At 60.8% G+C, this 17,375-nt stretch carries 13 protein-coding genes; 7 read left to right on the forward strand and 6 right to left on the reverse strand.

From position 1 onward, the window contains the following. The first annotated feature begins 108 nt into the window (after positions 1-108). Positions 109-2,037, forward strand: a complete 1,929-nt coding sequence (locus BLV67_RS08980; protein WP_065929175.1) for a transglycosylase SLT domain-containing protein — start codon at positions 109-111, stop codon at positions 2,035-2,037. A 193-nt stretch (positions 2,038-2,230) separates the two neighbouring features. Here BLV67_RS08980 and BLV67_RS08985 read toward each other — a convergent pair whose 3' ends face one another. Next, positions 2,231-4,018: an ABC transporter transmembrane domain-containing protein gene (locus BLV67_RS08985; RefSeq protein ID WP_167365876.1), complete on the reverse strand. Its 1,788-nt coding sequence runs from the start codon at positions 4,016-4,018 to the stop codon at positions 2,231-2,233. Positions 4,019-4,253: 235 nt separating this feature from the next. Between BLV67_RS08985 and BLV67_RS32915 the strand changes: the two genes are divergently transcribed. Next, complete coding sequence (locus BLV67_RS32915; protein WP_163005420.1) at positions 4,254-4,427, forward strand: PA1571 family protein; 174 nt, start codon at positions 4,254-4,256, stop codon at positions 4,425-4,427. 82 nt (positions 4,428-4,509) lie between these two features. Here the strand turns inward: BLV67_RS32915 and pdxB are convergent, their stop codons facing one another. Then, positions 4,510-5,652, reverse strand: coding sequence for a 4-phosphoerythronate dehydrogenase PdxB (gene pdxB, locus BLV67_RS08990; RefSeq protein ID WP_065929174.1), 1,143 nt, complete (start codon positions 5,650-5,652; stop codon positions 4,510-4,512). 203 nt (positions 5,653-5,855) lie between these two features. Here pdxB and BLV67_RS08995 point away from each other — a divergent pair, with 203 nt between their 5' ends. Further along, on the forward strand, positions 5,856-7,238 hold the full coding sequence (locus tag BLV67_RS08995) for an MATE family efflux transporter (protein WP_065929173.1): 1,383 nt from the start codon (positions 5,856-5,858) through the stop codon (positions 7,236-7,238). Here the strand turns inward: BLV67_RS08995 and tusA are convergent. Beyond that, the gene (gene tusA / locus BLV67_RS09000) at positions 7,235-7,486 is read right to left on the reverse strand and encodes a sulfurtransferase TusA (RefSeq protein ID WP_065929172.1); all 252 of its coding nucleotides are present in this window, start codon (positions 7,484-7,486) and stop codon (positions 7,235-7,237) included. The genes BLV67_RS08995 and tusA overlap by 4 nt on opposite strands. A gap of 145 nt (positions 7,487-7,631) precedes the next feature. Further along, positions 7,632-8,708 (reverse strand): 23S rRNA (cytidine(2498)-2'-O)-methyltransferase RlmM, encoded by a 1,077-nt coding sequence (rlmM, locus tag BLV67_RS09005; protein WP_058419609.1) that lies wholly within the window; start codon positions 8,706-8,708, stop codon positions 7,632-7,634. Positions 8,709-8,904: 196 nt separating this feature from the next. On the opposite strand from rlmM, the gene acnA reads away from it, so the two are divergent. Next, positions 8,905-11,646 carry an aconitate hydratase AcnA gene (acnA, locus tag BLV67_RS09010; protein WP_069788589.1) on the forward strand — a complete coding sequence of 914 codons (2,742 nt, stop codon included), beginning with the start codon at positions 8,905-8,907 and terminating at the stop codon, positions 11,644-11,646. 128 nt (positions 11,647-11,774) lie between these two features. On the opposite strand, the gene BLV67_RS09015 is transcribed toward acnA, so the two are convergent. Then, positions 11,775-12,713: an aspartyl/asparaginyl beta-hydroxylase domain-containing protein gene (locus BLV67_RS09015; protein WP_069788588.1), complete on the reverse strand. Its 939-nt coding sequence runs from the start codon at positions 12,711-12,713 to the stop codon at positions 11,775-11,777. Positions 12,714-12,989: 276 nt separating this feature from the next. Continuing rightward, complete coding sequence (cysK, locus tag BLV67_RS09025; RefSeq protein ID WP_056857297.1) at positions 12,990-13,964, reverse strand: cysteine synthase A; 975 nt, start codon at positions 13,962-13,964, stop codon at positions 12,990-12,992. Positions 13,965-14,088: 124 nt separating this feature from the next. Between cysK and BLV67_RS09030 the strand changes: the two genes are divergently transcribed. The 3 genes from BLV67_RS09030 (at position 14,089) to BLV67_RS09040 (ending at position 17,340) form a co-directional block, all read left to right on the forward strand. Continuing rightward, positions 14,089-15,165, forward strand: a complete 1,077-nt coding sequence (locus BLV67_RS09030) for a DUF748 domain-containing protein (RefSeq protein ID WP_017137403.1) — start codon at positions 14,089-14,091, stop codon at positions 15,163-15,165. 151 nt (positions 15,166-15,316) lie between these two features. Further along, the gene (locus BLV67_RS09035; protein ID WP_065929167.1) at positions 15,317-16,162 is read left to right on the forward strand and encodes an AAA family ATPase; all 846 of its coding nucleotides are present in this window, start codon (positions 15,317-15,319) and stop codon (positions 16,160-16,162) included. Further along, positions 16,162-17,340: a vWA domain-containing protein gene (locus BLV67_RS09040; protein ID WP_056857300.1), complete on the forward strand. Its 1,179-nt coding sequence runs from the start codon at positions 16,162-16,164 to the stop codon at positions 17,338-17,340. The genes BLV67_RS09035 and BLV67_RS09040 overlap by 1 nt, the downstream gene beginning before the upstream one ends. Positions 17,341-17,375 lie beyond the last annotated feature (35 nt).

The raw sequence follows: 17,375 nt of genomic DNA on the forward strand, positions 1-17,375 counted from the left end.
GCCAGCCGGCCGGCAAAGCTTTCGCCAGCCGCAGGCAAAAGGCTAAGCTAGGGGCAATCAGTGTCGGCGGTGCCGGTGCTAGTCGTGATTTCTCTGCACGGACGTCTCATGCGCAGTCGCCTTTTCAACTTTTTATCTTGTCTGCTTCTTTCCGCCACCGCCGTTCAATCCGCCCAGGCCGTGGACCTCACCACCCAACGTCAATATTACGATGAAGCCAAACGCGCCCTCGCCAAAGGCGACAGCGGCCCGTACATGCAATACAGCCAGGCCCTGGCCGACTATCCGCTCACGCCGTACCTGGCCTACGACGAGCTGACCGCGCGCCTCAAAACCGCGAGCAACGAGGAAATCGAGCAGTTCCTCGCCAAAAACGGCGACCTGCCCCAGGCCAACTGGATGAAACTGCGCTGGTTACGCTGGCTGGCTGACCGGGGTGACTGGCAAACCTTTGAAAAGTACTACGACGCCAAGCTCAATTTCGTCGAGCTGGACTGCCTGCATGGCCAGTACCAACTGACGCACAACCTCAAAGCCGAAGGCTACAAGACCACCGAAAAACTCTGGATGACCGGCAAATCCCAGCCGGCCGCCTGTGACGCCACCTTTGGCCAGTGGGCCGCCGACGGCCAACTCACCGAACAGAAAATCTGGGACCGCGCCAAGCTCGCCGCCGAAGCCCGCAACTACGCGCTGGCCAACAGCCTGGTAAAAACCCTGCCGACCCTCGGCGCCCAAGGCCGCCTGATGATCGACGTGGCGCAAAAGCCCGACATGCTCAGCGACCCGTCGCGCTTCCTGCCGGCCAATGAGGCCATGTCCGACGCCGTGGGCCTGGGCCTGCGCCGCCTGGCACGCCAGGACCCGGACAAGGCCATGGCCCTGCTCGACGGCTATGCCAGCAGCATGCACTTCTCCCGTGACGAAAAAGTGTCGATCGCCCGCGAAATCGGCCTGACCCTCGCGCGCCGCTACGACCCACGCGCCCTCGACGTGATGACCCAGTACGACCCCGAGCTGCGTGACAACACCGTCTCCGAATGGCGCCTGCGCCTGCTGTTGCGCCTGGCGCGCTGGGAAGATGCCTACCAGTTGACCCGCAAACTCCCACAAGACCTGGCCACCACCAACCGCTGGCGTTACTGGCAGGCGCGCAGCCTGGAACTGGCCGAGCCAAAGAACCCGCAGCCGCTGGTGCTGTACAAAAACCTCGCGCAGGAACGTGATTTCTACGGTTTCCTCGCCGCTGATCGCTCCAAAGCGCCGTACCAGTTGAAGAACAAACCGCTGGTGATGAGCCAGGCGCTGATCAACAAAGTGCGCAACACCCCCGGTGTGCGCCGCGCGATGGAGTTCTACGCACGCGGCCAGATTGTCGATGGCCGCCGCGAGTGGTACCACGTCAGCCGTCACTTCAACCGCGATGAAATGGTCGCCCAGGCCAAGCTGGCCTACGACATGAAGTGGTACTTCCCGGCGATCCGCACCATCAGCCAGGCGCAGTACTGGGATGACCTGGATATCCGTTTCCCGATGGCTCACCGCGACACGCTGGTGCGTGAAGCCAAGGTGCGTGGCCTGCATTCAAGCTGGGTGTTCGCCATCACCCGCCAGGAAAGTGCCTTCATGGACGACGCCCGCTCCGGCGTGGGTGCCAGTGGCCTGATGCAACTGATGCCCGGCACCGCCAAAGAAACCGCACGCAAATTCAGCATCCCGCTGGCCTCCCCGGCTCAGGTGCTGGACCCGGACAAGAATATCCAGCTCGGCGCCGCTTACCTGAGCCAGGTACACAGCCAGTTCAACGGCAACCGCGTACTCGCCTCCGCCGCCTACAACGCCGGCCCCGGCCGTGTGCGCCAGTGGCTGCGCGGTGCCGATCACCTGAGTTTCGACGTGTGGGTGGAAAGCATCCCGTTCGACGAAACCCGCCAGTATGTGCAGAACGTGCTGTCTTATTCGGTGATCTACGGGCAGAAGCTTAATTCACCGCAGCCGCTGGTGGATTGGCATGAGCGGTATTTTGATGATCAGTAAGATTGACTGAAGTGTGATCGGCAGGCTTGTTGTGGCAAGTAGGCTTGTTGTGGCGAGCAGGCTTGCCCTGCGCTGGAGTGCGAAGCGCTCCCTATTCAGCCCCGCCATGGTGTAACTGATAGACCGAGTCGGCAGGTTTTGGGGCTGCTACGCAGCCCAACGCGGGGCAAGCCCGCTCGCCACATAGATCGAGCTAGCCTTGGTTTTTCGCAACCTCACCGCCATCACTGAATTGTAACGCCGCCAACCGTGCATACAGCGGGTTGCTCGCGATCAACTGTTGATGCGTTCCCACCGCCACCAGCTTGCCCTGGTCCATCACCGCAATGCGGTCGGCGTTCTTCACCGTGGCCAGCCGATGCGCAATCACCAGCGTGGTGCGGCCCTGCATCAGTTGCGGCAAGGCTTGCTGGATCAAGTGTTCACTCTGCGCATCGAGGGCGCTGGTGGCTTCGTCCAGCAGCAGGATCGGCGCGTCCACCAGCAACGCGCGGGCGATGGCCAGGCGCTGGCGCTGGCCGCCGGACAGGCCCATGCCGCCGTCGCCCAGATGGGTCTGGTAGCCGTCGGGCATTTGCAGGATGAAGTCGTGGGCGTGGGCGATGCGTGCCGCGGCTTCGACCTGTTCGCGGGTGGCGGACGGGTTGCCGTAACGGATGTTCTCCTCAACGCTGCCGAAAAACAGCGCCGGGCTCTGGGACACCAAGGCGAAATGACGGCGCAGGTCCATCGGCTCGAGTTCAGTCAGCGCGTGCCCTTCGAGCAGGATGCGGCCCTGCTGCGGGTCGTAGAAGCGCAGCAGCAAATCAAAGATCGTCGATTTACCCGCGCCGGATGGCCCGACCAACGCCAGGGTTTCGCCGGGGTTGATGCTCAGGCTCAAGCCGTCGATGGCGTAGCTGTCCGGCCGCGACGGGTAGGAAAAGCGCAGGTCTTGCAACTCCATACGACCACTGACCCGCTCCGGCAACTGCACGGTGCCTTCGGCGGGGGCTTGGATATCGTTGCTTGATTGCAACAGTTCGCCAATCCGCTCGGCGGCACCGGCGGCACGCTGCAGCTCGCCGAGCACTTCGCTCAGGGTGCCCACCGCACTGCCGACGATCAGGCTGTAAAACACGAACGCCGCCAGCTCACCGCCGGAAATGCGCCCACTGATCACATCCATACCGCCCACCCACAGCATCACGCCCACGGCGCCGAGCACCAGCATGATCACCAGCGTAATCAGCCAGGCGCGCTGTGCAATGCGTTTACGCGCGGTAGCAAACGCCTCCTCCACGGTGACGGCAAAGCGCTGTTCGTCCTGCACCTGGTGGTTGTAGGCCTGCACGGTCTTGATCTGGCCAAGCGTCTCCGACACGTAGCTGCCCACATCGGCAATACGGTCCTGGCTCAGCCGCGACAGGCTGCGCACGCGACGACCGAAGATCAGGATCGGCGCCAGCACCAGCGGCAGCGCCACCACCACGATGCTGGTGAGTTTGGGGTTGGTGACAAACAACAGCACGATGCCGCCGATGACCATCAAGGCATTGCGCAGGAACAGCGACAGGGACGAGCCGATCACCGATTGCAGCAAAGTAGTGTCGGTGGTCAGCCGCGACTGGATCTCCGAACTGCGGTTGTTCTCGTAAAAGCCTGGGTGCAGGTAGATCAGGTGATTGAAGACTTGCCGACGAATGTCCGCCACCACCCGTTCGCCGATCCACGACACCAGGTAAAACCGCGCAAACGTACCCACGGCCAGCCCCAGTACCAGCACCATGAACAGGCCGATGGACTGGTTGAGCAGGTGCGGCGACTGGGTCATGAAGCCTTGGTCCACCAGCAGGCGAATACCCTGCCCCATGGACAAGGTGATGCCGGCGGTGACAATCAGCGCCAGCAAGGCGCCCAGCGCCTGCCAACGGTAGGGCGCGATAAAGCGGCTGGCCAGGCGAATGGCACGGCGTTGACGGACTGAGAACATGGCGGGCATACCGATGAGGAACCTGTACACCAACATTGGGGGAACTTAGCTAAATAACAATGCGTCAGGTTAATTATGCCCGCCGATATCGATGCCTAGAGGCTATCGGTCTAACGCCTGGGTGGAAATTTGTATCGGTTTCTGCTGGACTGGGCGTTCGAACCGGTGATCGTGTAAGGAGTTGTAATAGCGCGGTCACGCGGGGGGATTAGATTAGGTACACAACCTGATGAGGAGACAGGCCATGACCTTGCAAAACAGCAGTGATGCCAAAATTGAAGTGATTCGCCAGCCGCAGCAGTTGCCGTGCTCGTATATCGATGCCAAGGGCCGCGAAGTGCAGATTACCGAAGAAATGATCCAGCAAGCGTGCAGCGACCTGGAACAGCGACTGGTCAAACCTGCCAAGCAAGGCTGACGCGCCCACGCTCTTTCAGACCCGGCCTCTATGGCCGGGTTTTTTATGCCTGGATGTTTGTGCTCGGTTTTGCGTGGCAGTCCTATAAAGGCATGGCGCCCAATGCAGTGACGATGTTCGACAACACTGCCGACTCGCCATTGATCCGCACCTTCAAGCCATCGAGCTCGCGACGCTCCGGGTAATGCTTGCGCAGCAGGTCAAACGCCTTGCGCTGCTCTTGCACGGTGCCTACGAGACTACGGCGAAAATCCGCATCATCGCGGCGCGGGTCATACACACTGCGGCACAAGGTCGCCAGCGCCCAGGCCGGGTCTGTCGAGGCATTAAGATGCACCTCGGTCAGCCATGGCTGCGGCAGCAAATCAGCCAGCTGAATACCGGGTTCCTGGCCCAGATAGGCGCAGAACGCCTGGTAGATCTGCGCCGTGCCGCGCTGTTTGCCGTCGAGGCTGTAGCCGGCGATATGCGGTGTGGCCAGCACGCACAGGTCGGCCAGGTCGACGTCCACTTCGGGCTCGCCTTCCCACACGTCCAGCACCGCTTGCAGGTCTTCGCGCTCCAGCAGCACCTGGCGCAGGGCCGCGTTATCGACGACAGGGCCGCGGCTGGCGTTGATCAGCCAGGTGCCGGGCTTGAGACGGCCAAGGCGCTCACGATCAAACAGGTGCCAAGTGGAGCCATTGCCGGATTTGGTCAGCGGTGTGTGCAGGCTGATCACGTCGCACTGCTCGATGATCTGCGCCAGGCTCACGTAATCGCCGTCTTCGGCGATCTGCCGTGGGGGGTCGCACACCAGCACGTTCCAGCCCAGGCCTTTAAGCACCTTGACCAGACGCCCGCCCACTTCACCGGCACCGACCACGCCGTAAGTGCGCTGGTTCAGGTCGGCGCCTTCGATTTCGGCCAGGGTCTGCAAACTGCCCAGCACGTAGTCCACCACGCCGCGGGCATTGCAGCCTGGGGCGCTGGACCAGGTGATACCGGCCTGCTTGAAGTAATCCAGGTCCAGGTGATCGGTACCGATGGTGCAGGTGCCCACAAAGCGCACCTTGGAGCCGTCCAACAAGGCACGGTTGACGTTGGTGACCGAGCGCACCAGCAGCACATCGGCCTGCTCGACCGTGGCGCGGTCGATGGAACGCCCGGGTACGCGGCGAATCTCGCCAAACCCTTCGAAGAAGGCATCGAGCAGCGGAATATTTTCGTCGGCAACAATCAACATGGCAGGCTCCTTTCGCGGATTGGCAGTGTACAGGGATGCGTAGTTTGAGTGTGGGAGCCAGCTCCCACACAAGTCCGCTCCCACAGGATTCTGAGGTGCCCGACAGGTCGCATTACAAATCAGCAACACAGGTTTTTTCCTGACCACTGCGTCAAAGCGTAGACTTCGCCGTCCTTTGCACCTCTTTTACTGGACACCCGCACGTGAACACCGCCACCGCCACCCTTTCCCGCCCCGCCCGCGTCAGTCGCGAGGTCCGCAGCCTGCTGACCCTCGCCCTGCCGATCATGATCGGCCAACTCGCCACCACGGCCATGGGCTTTGTCGATGCGGTGATGGCCGGGCGCGTGAGCCCGCGAGACCTGGCGGCGGTGGCCTTGGGCAACTCGATCTGGATTCCGGTGTACCTGCTGATGACCGGCACGCTGCTGGCCACCACGCCCAAAGTCGCCCAGCGCTTCGGCGCCGGTCACCACACCGAGATTGGCCCGCTGGTGCGCCAATCCCTGTGGCTGGCAGTGGTGGTGGGCATCACTGCCTTGCTGATGCTGATCAGCGCCGAGCCGATCCTGCACGCAATGAATGTCGACCCCGAGTTGATCAAGCCCTGCATGGCCTACCTGCACGGCATCGCTTCCGGCATGCCCGCCATCGCCCTGTATTACGTGTTGCGTTGCTTCAGTGATGGCCTGGGCCGGACGCGCCCCAGCATGGTCATGGGCCTGTGCGGGCTGGCGTTGAACATTCCACTGAACTACGTGTTCATTTATGGCCACTTCGGTGTGCCGGCCATGGGCGGCGTGGGCTGTGGCTGGGCTACAGCCATTGTGATGTGGGTGATGATGCTCGGCCTCGCCGCCTGGACCCGCTGGGCACCGGCGTATCAGAGCAGCGAGTTGTTCAAGCGTTTCGACTGGCCGCAATGGGCCGTGATCAAGCGCGTGCTGGGCATCGGTCTGCCGATCGGGATCGCCGTGTTTGCCGAATCGAGCATCTTTGCGGTGATCGCCCTGCTGATCGGCAGCCTGGGCGCCAACGTGGTCGCCGGGCATCAGATCGCGCTGAACTTCAGCTCGCTGGTGTTTATGATTCCCTATTCGCTGAGCATGGCGGTCACGGTGCGGGTCGGCCAGGCACTGGGCCGTGGCGAGCCGCGTGAAGCACGCTTTGCCGCCGGGGTCGGCATGGGCACGGCACTGACCTACGCGTGCCTGTCCTGCAGCCTGATGCTGCTGTTTCGCGAACAGATTGCCACGATTTACACGCCTGACCCGCTGGTGATCCATGTGGCATCGATGCTGATCGTGTTTGCGGCGCTGTTCCAGTTCTCCGACGCGATCCAGGTCACTGCTGCCGGCGCGCTGCGTGGCTACCAGGACACACGGGTGACCATGGTGTTGACCTTGTTTGCTTACTGGGGCGTGGGGTTGCCGGTGGGTTATGCCTTGGGGCTGACCGACTGGCTGGGCGCAGCGAGCGGGCCGAGTGGGCTGTGGCAAGGGCTGATCGTGGGCTTGAGCTGCGCCGCAGCGATGCTGGTGATCCGCCTGGCACGCAGCGCGCGCCGGCGGATTCGCCTGGTTTAAGCGGACTTCTTGCGAATCCAGTACAGGTATTTGCCGGCCTGCTCCTGCTGATCCACCAGTTCGTGGTCGAGGAACACGCAGAATTTGGGAATATCACGGCGGGTCGACGGGTCGGTGGCGATCACCTTGAGCAAGCCGCCCGGCGGCAGGTCGCGGATGTGCTGGTGCAACATCATCACCGGCTCCGGGCAGTTGAGGCCGGTGGCGTCGAGCACAGCGTCTACAGGCAGGTCGAGGGTTTGATTCATACATCACTCCTGAAACGGGCGCCGCTCAACAATGTGGGAGCGGGCTTGCTCGCGAAGACGCGGGCACATTCAATATAAATTTCGACTGTTATACCGCTTTCGCGAGCAAGCCCGCTCCCACATTTAAACTGAGCCAGACACACAATCAGCGGGATTTAGGTTTCTTCGTATCCACCAAGCGACGCAAATGGCAGGTCACTTCCTCACGGTCGTGATACAGCTGTTTGCAGCCGATCTCCACCCGAATGCCACGGGCCTTAAAGCCCTCTTCGATGCGCTCAAGCAAACGCTTCACCTCAGCATAACGCTGCTTCATCGGCAGTTTCAGGTTCACCACCGCTTCGCGGCAATGCCCTTCGCCAATCCAGGTTTCCAGCAGTGCGGCGTTACGCGCCGGTTTCTCGACGATATCGCAGACCATCCAGTCCACCGGCTGCTTGGGCACGAAGGTAAAGCCGTCGGCCATCAAGTGCTGTACCAGGCCGGTGTCCATCAGGCTTTCGGCCATGGGGCCGTTGTCGATGGCGGTCACCAGCATACCGCGGTTGACCAGTTGCCAGGTCCAGCCGCCGGGTGCTGCGCCGAGGTCGACGCCGGTCATGTCGCCGTGCAGGCGTTCGTCCCACTGGTCGCGGGGGATGAAGTGGTGCCAGGCTTCTTCCAGCTTCAGGGTCGAACGGCTGGGCGCGTCACGCGGGAACTTGAGACGCGGGATGCCCATCGGCCACATGGCCGAGTTGTTCGACTCGGCCAGGCCCATGAACACTTCGCGGCCACTTTTGAAGGTCAGCAGCAGGCGCGGCTTGCTCGGGTCGTCCACCAGCTTGCCGGCATTGAGCAGGGCTTTGCGCAGGTGCACTTCGAATTTCTTGCAGAAGTTCGACAGCTCTTTGCCGTCGTTGGTGTCGACCATCTCCAGCCACAGGCTGCCGCACACCGGGAATTCGCGCAGGTGGGCGAGGATCACGCTGATGCGGTCGGTTTCCGGCAGGTCGATAAATACCCCGCGCGCCCACTGCCTTGGGAAGATCAGCTCGGCAAACCGCTGGCCGTGCATCAAGCGCTGGGCGCCGTCTTCTTCGGTGCAGACAAATTCGGCGCAGGCGCTGCCGGTCTTGGCCTTGGCGTAGCCGGAAACGTTCAGGCGCGCGGCGTGTTCCGCGATCTCGGAACAGACTTCGCCTTCAAAACCCGGGCGGCAGTGCATAAAAAGGGTGTTCATCAACTCTCCTGGTGACTCAACCGGCCTTGCGCTATCGCAATACCTGTCATGAAAACGCGCGCATGATAGCCGAGTTCGGAACCTTGGACTTAACGATAGAGTCCAGTTATTAGCCTGCTAATGAAAACAGCGCTAAGTTGAAAGCTCTGTTCGTCCCGTCAGGTCCGTAGCCGTGCGGACCATAAGGAGTCATGTAATGTCATCGCTAGATAGCCTGAGAACCCTTAAAACCCTGCAAATCGACGACAAGACCTACCACTACTTCAGCTTGCCCGAAGCCGCCAAGAGCCTGGGTGACCTGGATAAGCTGCCGATGTCCCTCAAGGTGCTGCTGGAAAACCTGCTGCGCTGGGAAGACAACAAAACCGTGACCGGCACTGACCTCAAGGCCATCGCCGCCTGGCTCAAAGAGCGCCAGTCCGACCGCGAGATCCAGTACCGCCCGGCCCGCGTATTGATGCAAGACTTTACCGGCGTACCCGCGGTGGTCGACCTGGCCGCCATGCGCGCCGCCGTGGCCAAGGCCGGTGGCGACCCGCAGCGCATCAACCCGCTCTCCCCCGTGGACCTGGTGATCGACCACTCGGTGATGGTCGACAAGTTCGGCAACGCCGACGCCTTTGAGCAAAACGTCGACATCGAGATGCAGCGCAACGGCGAACGCTACGCCTTCCTGCGCTGGGGCCAGAACGCTTTCGACAACTTCAGCGTGGTGCCACCGGGCACCGGCATCTGCCACCAGGTTAACCTCGAATACCTGGGCCGCACGGTGTGGACCAAAGACGAAGACGGCCGTACTTATGCCTTCCCCGACACGTTGGTGGGCACCGACTCCCACACCACCATGATCAACGGCCTCGGCGTACTCGGCTGGGGCGTGGGCGGCATCGAAGCGGAAGCTGCGATGCTCGGCCAGCCGGTGTCGATGCTGATCCCGGAAGTGATCGGCTTCAAGCTGACCGGTAAATTGAAAGAAGGCATTACTGCCACCGACCTGGTGCTGACCGTCACCCAGATGCTGCGTAAAAAAGGCGTAGTCGGCAAATTCGTCGAATTCTACGGTGACGGCTTGGCCGACTTGCCCCTGGCCGACCGCGCCACCATCGCCAACATGGCCCCGGAATACGGCGCCACTTGCGGTTTTTTCCCGGTGGATGAAGTGACGCTGGACTACCTGCGCCTGTCCGGCCGCCCGGCAGAAACCGTGAAGCTGGTGGAGGCCTACACCAAGGCCCAGGGCCTGTGGCGTAACGCCGGCCAGGAACCGGTGTTCACCGACACCCTGGCACTGGACATGGGCAGCGTCGAAGCCAGCCTGGCCGGGCCGAAACGCCCGCAGGACCGCGTGTCACTGCCGAATGTCGGCCAGGCGTTCACTGACTTTCTCGACCTGCAATTCAAACCCGCCAGCAAAGAAGAAGGCCGCCTGGAAAGTGAAGGCGGCGGCGGGGTTGCCGTGGGCAATGCGGATTTGGTCGGCGAAACCGATTACGAGTACGACGGCCACACCTACCGCCTCAAAAACGGCGCGGTGGTGATCGCCGCAATTACCTCCTGCACCAACACCTCCAACCCCAGCGTGATGATGGCCGCAGGGCTGGTGGCGAAAAAAGCCGTGGAAAAAGGCCTGACCCGCAAGCCGTGGGTGAAAACCTCCCTGGCGCCCGGCTCCAAAGTGGTGACCGACTACTACAAGGCGGCCGGTCTCACCCACTACCTCGACACGCTCGGCTTTGATCTGGTCGGCTACGGCTGCACCACCTGCATCGGCAACTCCGGGCCATTACCCGAGCCAATTGAAAAAGCCATTCAGAAGGCCGACCTGGCCGTGGCTTCGGTGCTGTCGGGCAACCGCAACTTTGAAGGCCGCGTACACCCGCTGGTGAAAACCAACTGGCTGGCCTCGCCGCCGCTGGTGGTCGCCTATGCCTTGGCCGGCACCGTGCGCATCGACATCAGCAGCGAGCCGCTGGGCGAAGGCAAGGACGGCAAGCCGGTGTACCTCAAAGACATCTGGCCGAGCAGTCAGGAGATTGCCGACGCCGTGGCCCAGGTCAGCACCGGCATGTTCCACAAGGAATATGCCGAAGTGTTTGCCGGTGACGAGCAGTGGCAGGCGATTGAAGTGCCACAGGCGGCCACCTATGTGTGGCAGAAGGATTCGACCTACATCCAGCATCCGCCGTTCTTCGACGATATTTCCGGGCCATTGCCGGTGATCGAAGACGTCAAGGGCGCCAACGTGCTGGCCCTGCTGGGCGATTCGGTGACCACCGACCACATCTCCCCCGCCGGCAATATCAAGACCGACAGTCCCGCTGGCCGTTACCTGCGCGAACAGGGCGTGGAGCCGCGTGACTTCAACTCCTATGGCTCACGCCGTGGCAACCATGAAGTGATGATGCGCGGCACCTTTGCCAACATCCGTATCCGCAACGAAATGCTCGGTGGCGAAGAAGGCGGCAACACGCTGTACATCCCCACCGGCGAGAAAATGCCGATCTATGACGCGGCCATGAAGTACCAGGCCTCGGGCACGCCGCTGGTGGTGATTGCAGGGCAAGAATACGGCACCGGCTCAAGCCGCGACTGGGCGGCCAAGGGCACTAACCTGCTGGGGGTCAAGGCGGTGATCGCCGAGAGTTTCGAGCGGATTCACCGTTCCAACCTGGTGGGCATGGGCGTATTGCCGTTGCAGTTCAAACTGGACCAGAACCGCAAGGCGCTCAAGCTGACCGGCAAGGAGAAGATCGACATTCTGGGGCTGACCGATGCCGAGATCGAGCCAAGGATGAACCTGACGCTGGTGATCACCCGCGAAGACGGCAGCATCGAGAAGGTTGAGGTGCTGTGCCGGATTGATACGCTTAATGAGGTGGAGTACTTCAAGGCCGGCGGCATCTTGCACTATGTGCTGCGCCAGTTGATCGCGTCGTAAGCAACACTGCAAAACCAAATGTGGGAGCGGGCTTGCTCGCGAATGCGGTGGGTCAGTCAATTAAAGTATCGACTGACACTGCGCATTCGCGAGCAAGCCCGCTCCCACAGTTTTGATCGTATTTCAATTTAGCCGAACAGCCACTTCCACAACAGCACCAACACAACCACCGCCAGCACCGGCCGCGCAATGCGGTAGGCCTTCGGATGCTTGCGCTTCCACTGCTTGACCACACCACTGAACTTGTCGCTGAAGGTCTTGCTCCAGGCATAGGCCTGGTTGATCCCGCCCACCCGTTCGTCATCCAGGTTTTGCGGCGCTGTCGCGCGGCCCAGCTGCTTGCTGACCCAGCGGTTGACGCCGGTCATGAGGCGGTTGCTCAGCGGGCGTTCGATATCGCAGAACAGAATCACACGGGTGTGCTCGGTTTCGTTCTTCACCCAGTGCACGTAAGTTTCATCGAACATCACGTCTTCACCGTCGCGCCACGCGTAAACCTGGCCGTCGACAAAGATGCGGCAGTCGTCGGAGTTCGGCGTGGACAGGCCCAAGTGATAACGCAGGGAACCGGCAAACGGATCGCGGTGCGGGTTGAGGTGGCTGCCGCCCGGCAACAGCGCGAACATCGCGCCCTTGACGTTGGGGATGCTGCTGACCAAGGCCACGGTTTTCGGGCACAGCGCCTCGGCCGATGGCAGCGGTTTGTCATACCACTTGAGGTAGAAACGCTTCCAGCCCTTCTTGAAGAACGAGCCGAAACCGGCGTCGTTGTTCTTTTCGGCGGCGCGAATATAACCCTCGTCGAACAGGTGCATGGCCTCTTCGCGGATCACTTCCCAGTTGTCCTTGAGCACATCCAGTTCCGGGAACTTGCTGCGGTCCAGGTACGGCTTGGACGGCACGGCCGAGAACAGGTACATCAAGGCGTTATACGGGGCGAACAGGGCCGAATGGTTGACGAACTGGCGCAACACCGGCAAACGCGCCTTGCCGCGCAAGTGCACATACAGAATGCTGCCGATAAACAACGCCAGCACCGACAGTTTGGCGGCCAAAGAAAAGGTCATGCAGCAACTCCTGAAAATAAGCGCCTGGCCAGCAACCTCCCGTCAACGGGAAACCAGACGTAGCAGCCGGCCATGATAAACACTTGGGCCATTATGCAGAAGGCCCAGGCCGACCGGCTGATATACATCAACTGCGATGATGAGCGGCCTATCGTTCCCACGCTCCGCGTGGGAATGCAGCTTGTGACGCTCTGCGTCACGCCTTCAAAGCAGGACGCAGAGCGTCCGGGGCGGCATTCCCACGCAGAGCGTGGGAACGATCATCACAGGTGAGCATCACGCCTGGGTTTCTTGCTCGGTAAACAGATCGCTGAACAGCATGCTCGACAGGTAGCGCTCGCCGGAGTCCGGCAGGATCACCACGATGGTCTTGCCCTGCATTTCCGGCTTCTCGGCCAGACGCACGGCCACCGCCATGGCCGCGCCGCAGGAAATACCGCACAAAATCCCCTCTTCCTGCATCAGGCGCAGGGCCATGGCCTTGGATTCGTCGTCGGTCACCAGTTCCACGCGGTCAACCATTGACAGGTCGAGGTTTTTCGGCACAAACCCGGCGCCGATGCCCTGGATTTTATGCGGGCTCGGCTTGATTTCTTCACCGGCCAGCGCCTGGGTGATCACCGGCGACACCCTCGGCTCAACCGCCACCGACAGAATCGGCTTGCCGGCAATGTTTTTGATATAGCGCGAAACCCCGGTAATGGTGCCGCCAGTGCCCACGCCCGCCACCAGCACGTCCACCGCGCCGTCGGTGTCGTTCCAGATTTCCGGGCCGGTGGTTTTCTCGTGAATTGCAGGGTTGGCCGGGTTTTCGAACTGGGCCGGCATAAAGTAGGTAGCCGGGTCGCCGGCGACAATTTCACCAGCCTTGTCGATGGCGCCCTTCATGCCCTTGGCCGGTTCAGTCAACACCAGCTCGGCGCCCAGGGCCTTGAGCACTTTACGGCGCTCGATGCTCATGGAGGCCGGCATGGTCAGCAGCAGCTTGTAGCCACGGGCGGCGGCGACAAACGCCAGGCCGATGCCGGTGTTGCCGGAGGTCGGCTCGACAATGGTCATGCCCGGCTTGAGTTTGCCGGTGCTTTCGGCGTCCCAGATCATGTTGGCGCCAATGCGGCATTTCACCGAATAACCCGGGTTACGCCCCTCGATCTTGGCCAGGATGGTCACGCCACGCGGCGCAATGCGGTTGATCTGCACCAGGGGCGTGTTACCGATGGAGTGCGCGTTGTCGGCAAAGATACGGCTCATGACGGGTCCTTAAGGCAATTTCAAGAAGGCCCCAAGGGTATGCCTCAGGCCTTTGGGCGTCCAGTCAGAGGAACGTTGCGCCCGCGCGTGCGGTCCATCGCCTATACCGTTGGAGAGCATTGACATGAAACGTCGCTACAGTGGGCTGCTATGGATCGTCGCCGTACTGGTGGTAGTACTGATCGCCCTGGACCTGGCCCTGCCCTATCTGGTGCGCAATTACCTGAACGACAAGCTGGCCGACATGGGCGATTACCGTGGCCAGGTCACTGACGTGGACTTGGCCTTGTGGCGTGGTGCCTACCGCATTAATGGCCTGAAAATTGTCAAGGTCGACGGCAAAGTGCCGGTGCCGTTCGTCAACGCGCCGCTGATTGAATTTGCGGTCAGCTGGCACTCGTTGTGGTACGACCATGCCGTCGTCGCCGAGGGCCATTTCGTAAAGCCTGAAATCAACTTCGTCGACGGCGGTGCCAACAAACAGGCGTCCCAAACCGGTAAGGGCACAGACTGGCAGCAACAGTTGAAAAAACTGCTGCCGATCACGCTGAATGAAGTGCGCATTGAAGATGGCAAGATCGCCTTTCATAATTTCAGCTCCAAGCCCCAGGTGAACATCAAGGCCACCGAGGTCAATGCCAGTCTGTACAACCTGACCAACGTGGTAGACCTCAAAGGCAAACGCGACGCGCGATTCGAAGGCAAGGCCCTGCTGCAGGGCCAGGCCCCTATGGAGGCCAACGCAACCTTTGATCCTTTAAATAATTTTGAAGACTTCGAATTCCGCTTCCGCGCCCGCGACTTGCAACTTAAACGCATGAACGACTTCGCCTCGGCCTATGGCAAATTCGACTTCAAGGCTGGTACCGGCGACGTGGTGATTGAAGCCCAAGCGGAAAAAGGCCAGCTCACTGGCTATATCAAGCCGCTGCTGCGCGATGTAGAAGTGTTCGACTGGAAACAGGACGTGGAAAACAAGGACAAAAACATCTTCCGCTCGATCTGGGAAGCCGTGGTAGGCACCAGCGAAACCGTGCTCAAAAACCAGAACAAAAACCAGTTTGCCACCCGCGTGGAACTCAGTGGCAGCGTGCATCAGCAAGATATCAGCGCGTTCTCTGCGTTTTTGGCGATTTTGCGCAATGGTTTTATTCAAGCGTTCAACGCTCGGTATGAACAACCCAAGCCTTCCGCCAACTAACCCTGGGAGCTCCCACATAAGCATCAGCATAACCCCCGCCCGTTGGCCTGCGATGTGACCGGCCATTCAGAGACTGAATAACCCGTCTGCGTTCACAGTCGCCGGGGCTGCGCGGTATAGTCCGGGCATTGATGAATTCGAGGAATGACCGATGAAGTTCGAAGGCACCCAGGCCTATGTGGCTACCGATGACCTGAAACTGGCCGTCAACGCCGCCATCACCCTGGAGCGGCCGCTGCTGGTCAAGGGCGAACCGGGCACCGGCAAGACCATGCTTGCCGAGCAGTTGGCCGAATCCTTCGGCGCCAAGCTGATCACCTGGCACATCAAGTCGACCACCAAGGCGCATCAGGGCCTGTATGAGTACGACGCGGTCAGCCGCCTGCGCGACTCGCAGTTGGGCAATGAGAAAGTCCACGATGTGCGCAACTACCTGAAAAAAGGCAAGCTCTGGGAAGCCTTCGAGGCCGATGAGCGCGTGATTCTGCTGATCGATGAAATCGACAAGGCCGACATCGAGTTCCCCAACGACCTGTTGCAGGAACTCGACAAGATGGAGTTCTACGTCTACGAAATCGACGAGACCATCAAGGCCAGGAAACGCCCGATCATCATCATTACTTCCAACAACGAAAAAGAGCTGCCGGACGCCTTCCTGCGCCGCTGCTTCTTCCACTACATCGCCTTCCCCGATCGCAGCACCCTGCAAAAAATCGTCGACGTGCACTACCCCGACATCAAGAAGGACCTGGTCAGCGAAGCGCTGGACGTGTTCTTCGACGTGCGCAAAGTGCCGGGCCTGAAGAAAAAGCCGTCCACCTCCGAGCTGGTCGACTGGCTCAAGCTGTTGATGGCCGACAACATCGGCGAAGCCGTGCTGCGCGAGCGCGACCCGACCAAAGCCATCCCGCCGCTGGCCGGCGCCCTGGTCAAGAACGAGCAGGACGTACAGCTGCTGGAGCGTCTGGCGTTCATGAGCCGTCGCGGTAATCGCTGATGCTGCTCAACCTGTTCAATGAGATGCGCGCCGCCAAGGTGCCGGTGTCGGTGCGCGAACTGCTCGACCTGATCAACGCGCTTAAACAGCGCGTGGTCTTTGCCGACATGGACGAGTTTTATTACTTGGCCCGGGCGATTCTGGTCAAGGACGAGCGGCATTTCGACAAGTTCGACCGCGCGTTCGGCGCCTATTTCAATGGGCTGGAAAAGCTCGACGACCACTTGCAGGCGTTGATCCCTGAAGAATGGCTGCGCAAGGAATTCGAACGCTCGCTGACCGATGAGGAACGCGCGCAGATCCAGTCCCTTGGCGGCCTGGACAAGTTGATAGAAGAGTTCAAGAAACGCCTGGAAGAACAGAAAGAACGCCACGCCGGCGGCAACAAGTGGATCGGCACCGGCGGCACCAGCCCGTTTGGCTCCGGCGGCTACAACCCGGAGGGTATTCGGGTTGGCGATGCCGGCAAACGCCAGGGCAAAGCCGTGAAGGTCTGGGACCAGCGCGAATACAAGAACCTCGACGATCAGGTCGAGCTGGGCACGCGCAATATCAAGATCGCCCTGCGCCGCCTGCGCAAGTTTGCGCGTCAGGGTGCGGCTGAAGAGCTGGATATCGACGGCACCATCGACCACACGGCGCGGGATGCCGGCTTATTGAATATCCAGATGCGCCCGGAGCGGCGCAACACCATCAAGCTGTTGCTGCTGTTCGATATCGGCGGTTCGATGGACGCTCACGTGAAGATCTGCGAAGAGCTGTTTTCGGCGTGCAAGACCGAGTTCAAGCACCTGGAGTACTTCTACTTCCACAACTTCGTGTACGAGTCGGTGTGGAAGAACAACCAGCGCCGCACTTCGGAGCGCACCTCCACCCAGGATCTGCTGCACAAGTACGGCGCCGACTACAAAGTGATCTTTATCGGCGATGCGTCGATGGCGCCGTATGAAATCACCCAGGCCGGCGGCAGTGTCGAGCACTGGAATGAAGAGCCTGGGTATGTGTGGATGCAGCGCTTCATGGCCAAGTACAAGAAGCTGATCTGGATTAACCCCTACCCGAAAGACACCTGGGGTTATACGGCGTCGACGGCAATTGTGCGCGAGTTGGTGGAGGATCAGATGTACCCGCTGACGTTGCGTGGGTTGGAAGAAGGGATGCGGTTTCTTTCCAAGTAAATGAAGATCAAATGTGGGAGCGGGCTTGCTCGCTC

Origin of the sequence: Pseudomonas salomonii (genome assembly GCF_900107155.1) — a bacterium.
In the GTDB taxonomy this organism is placed as follows: domain Bacteria; phylum Pseudomonadota; class Gammaproteobacteria; order Pseudomonadales; family Pseudomonadaceae; genus Aquipseudomonas; species Aquipseudomonas salomonii.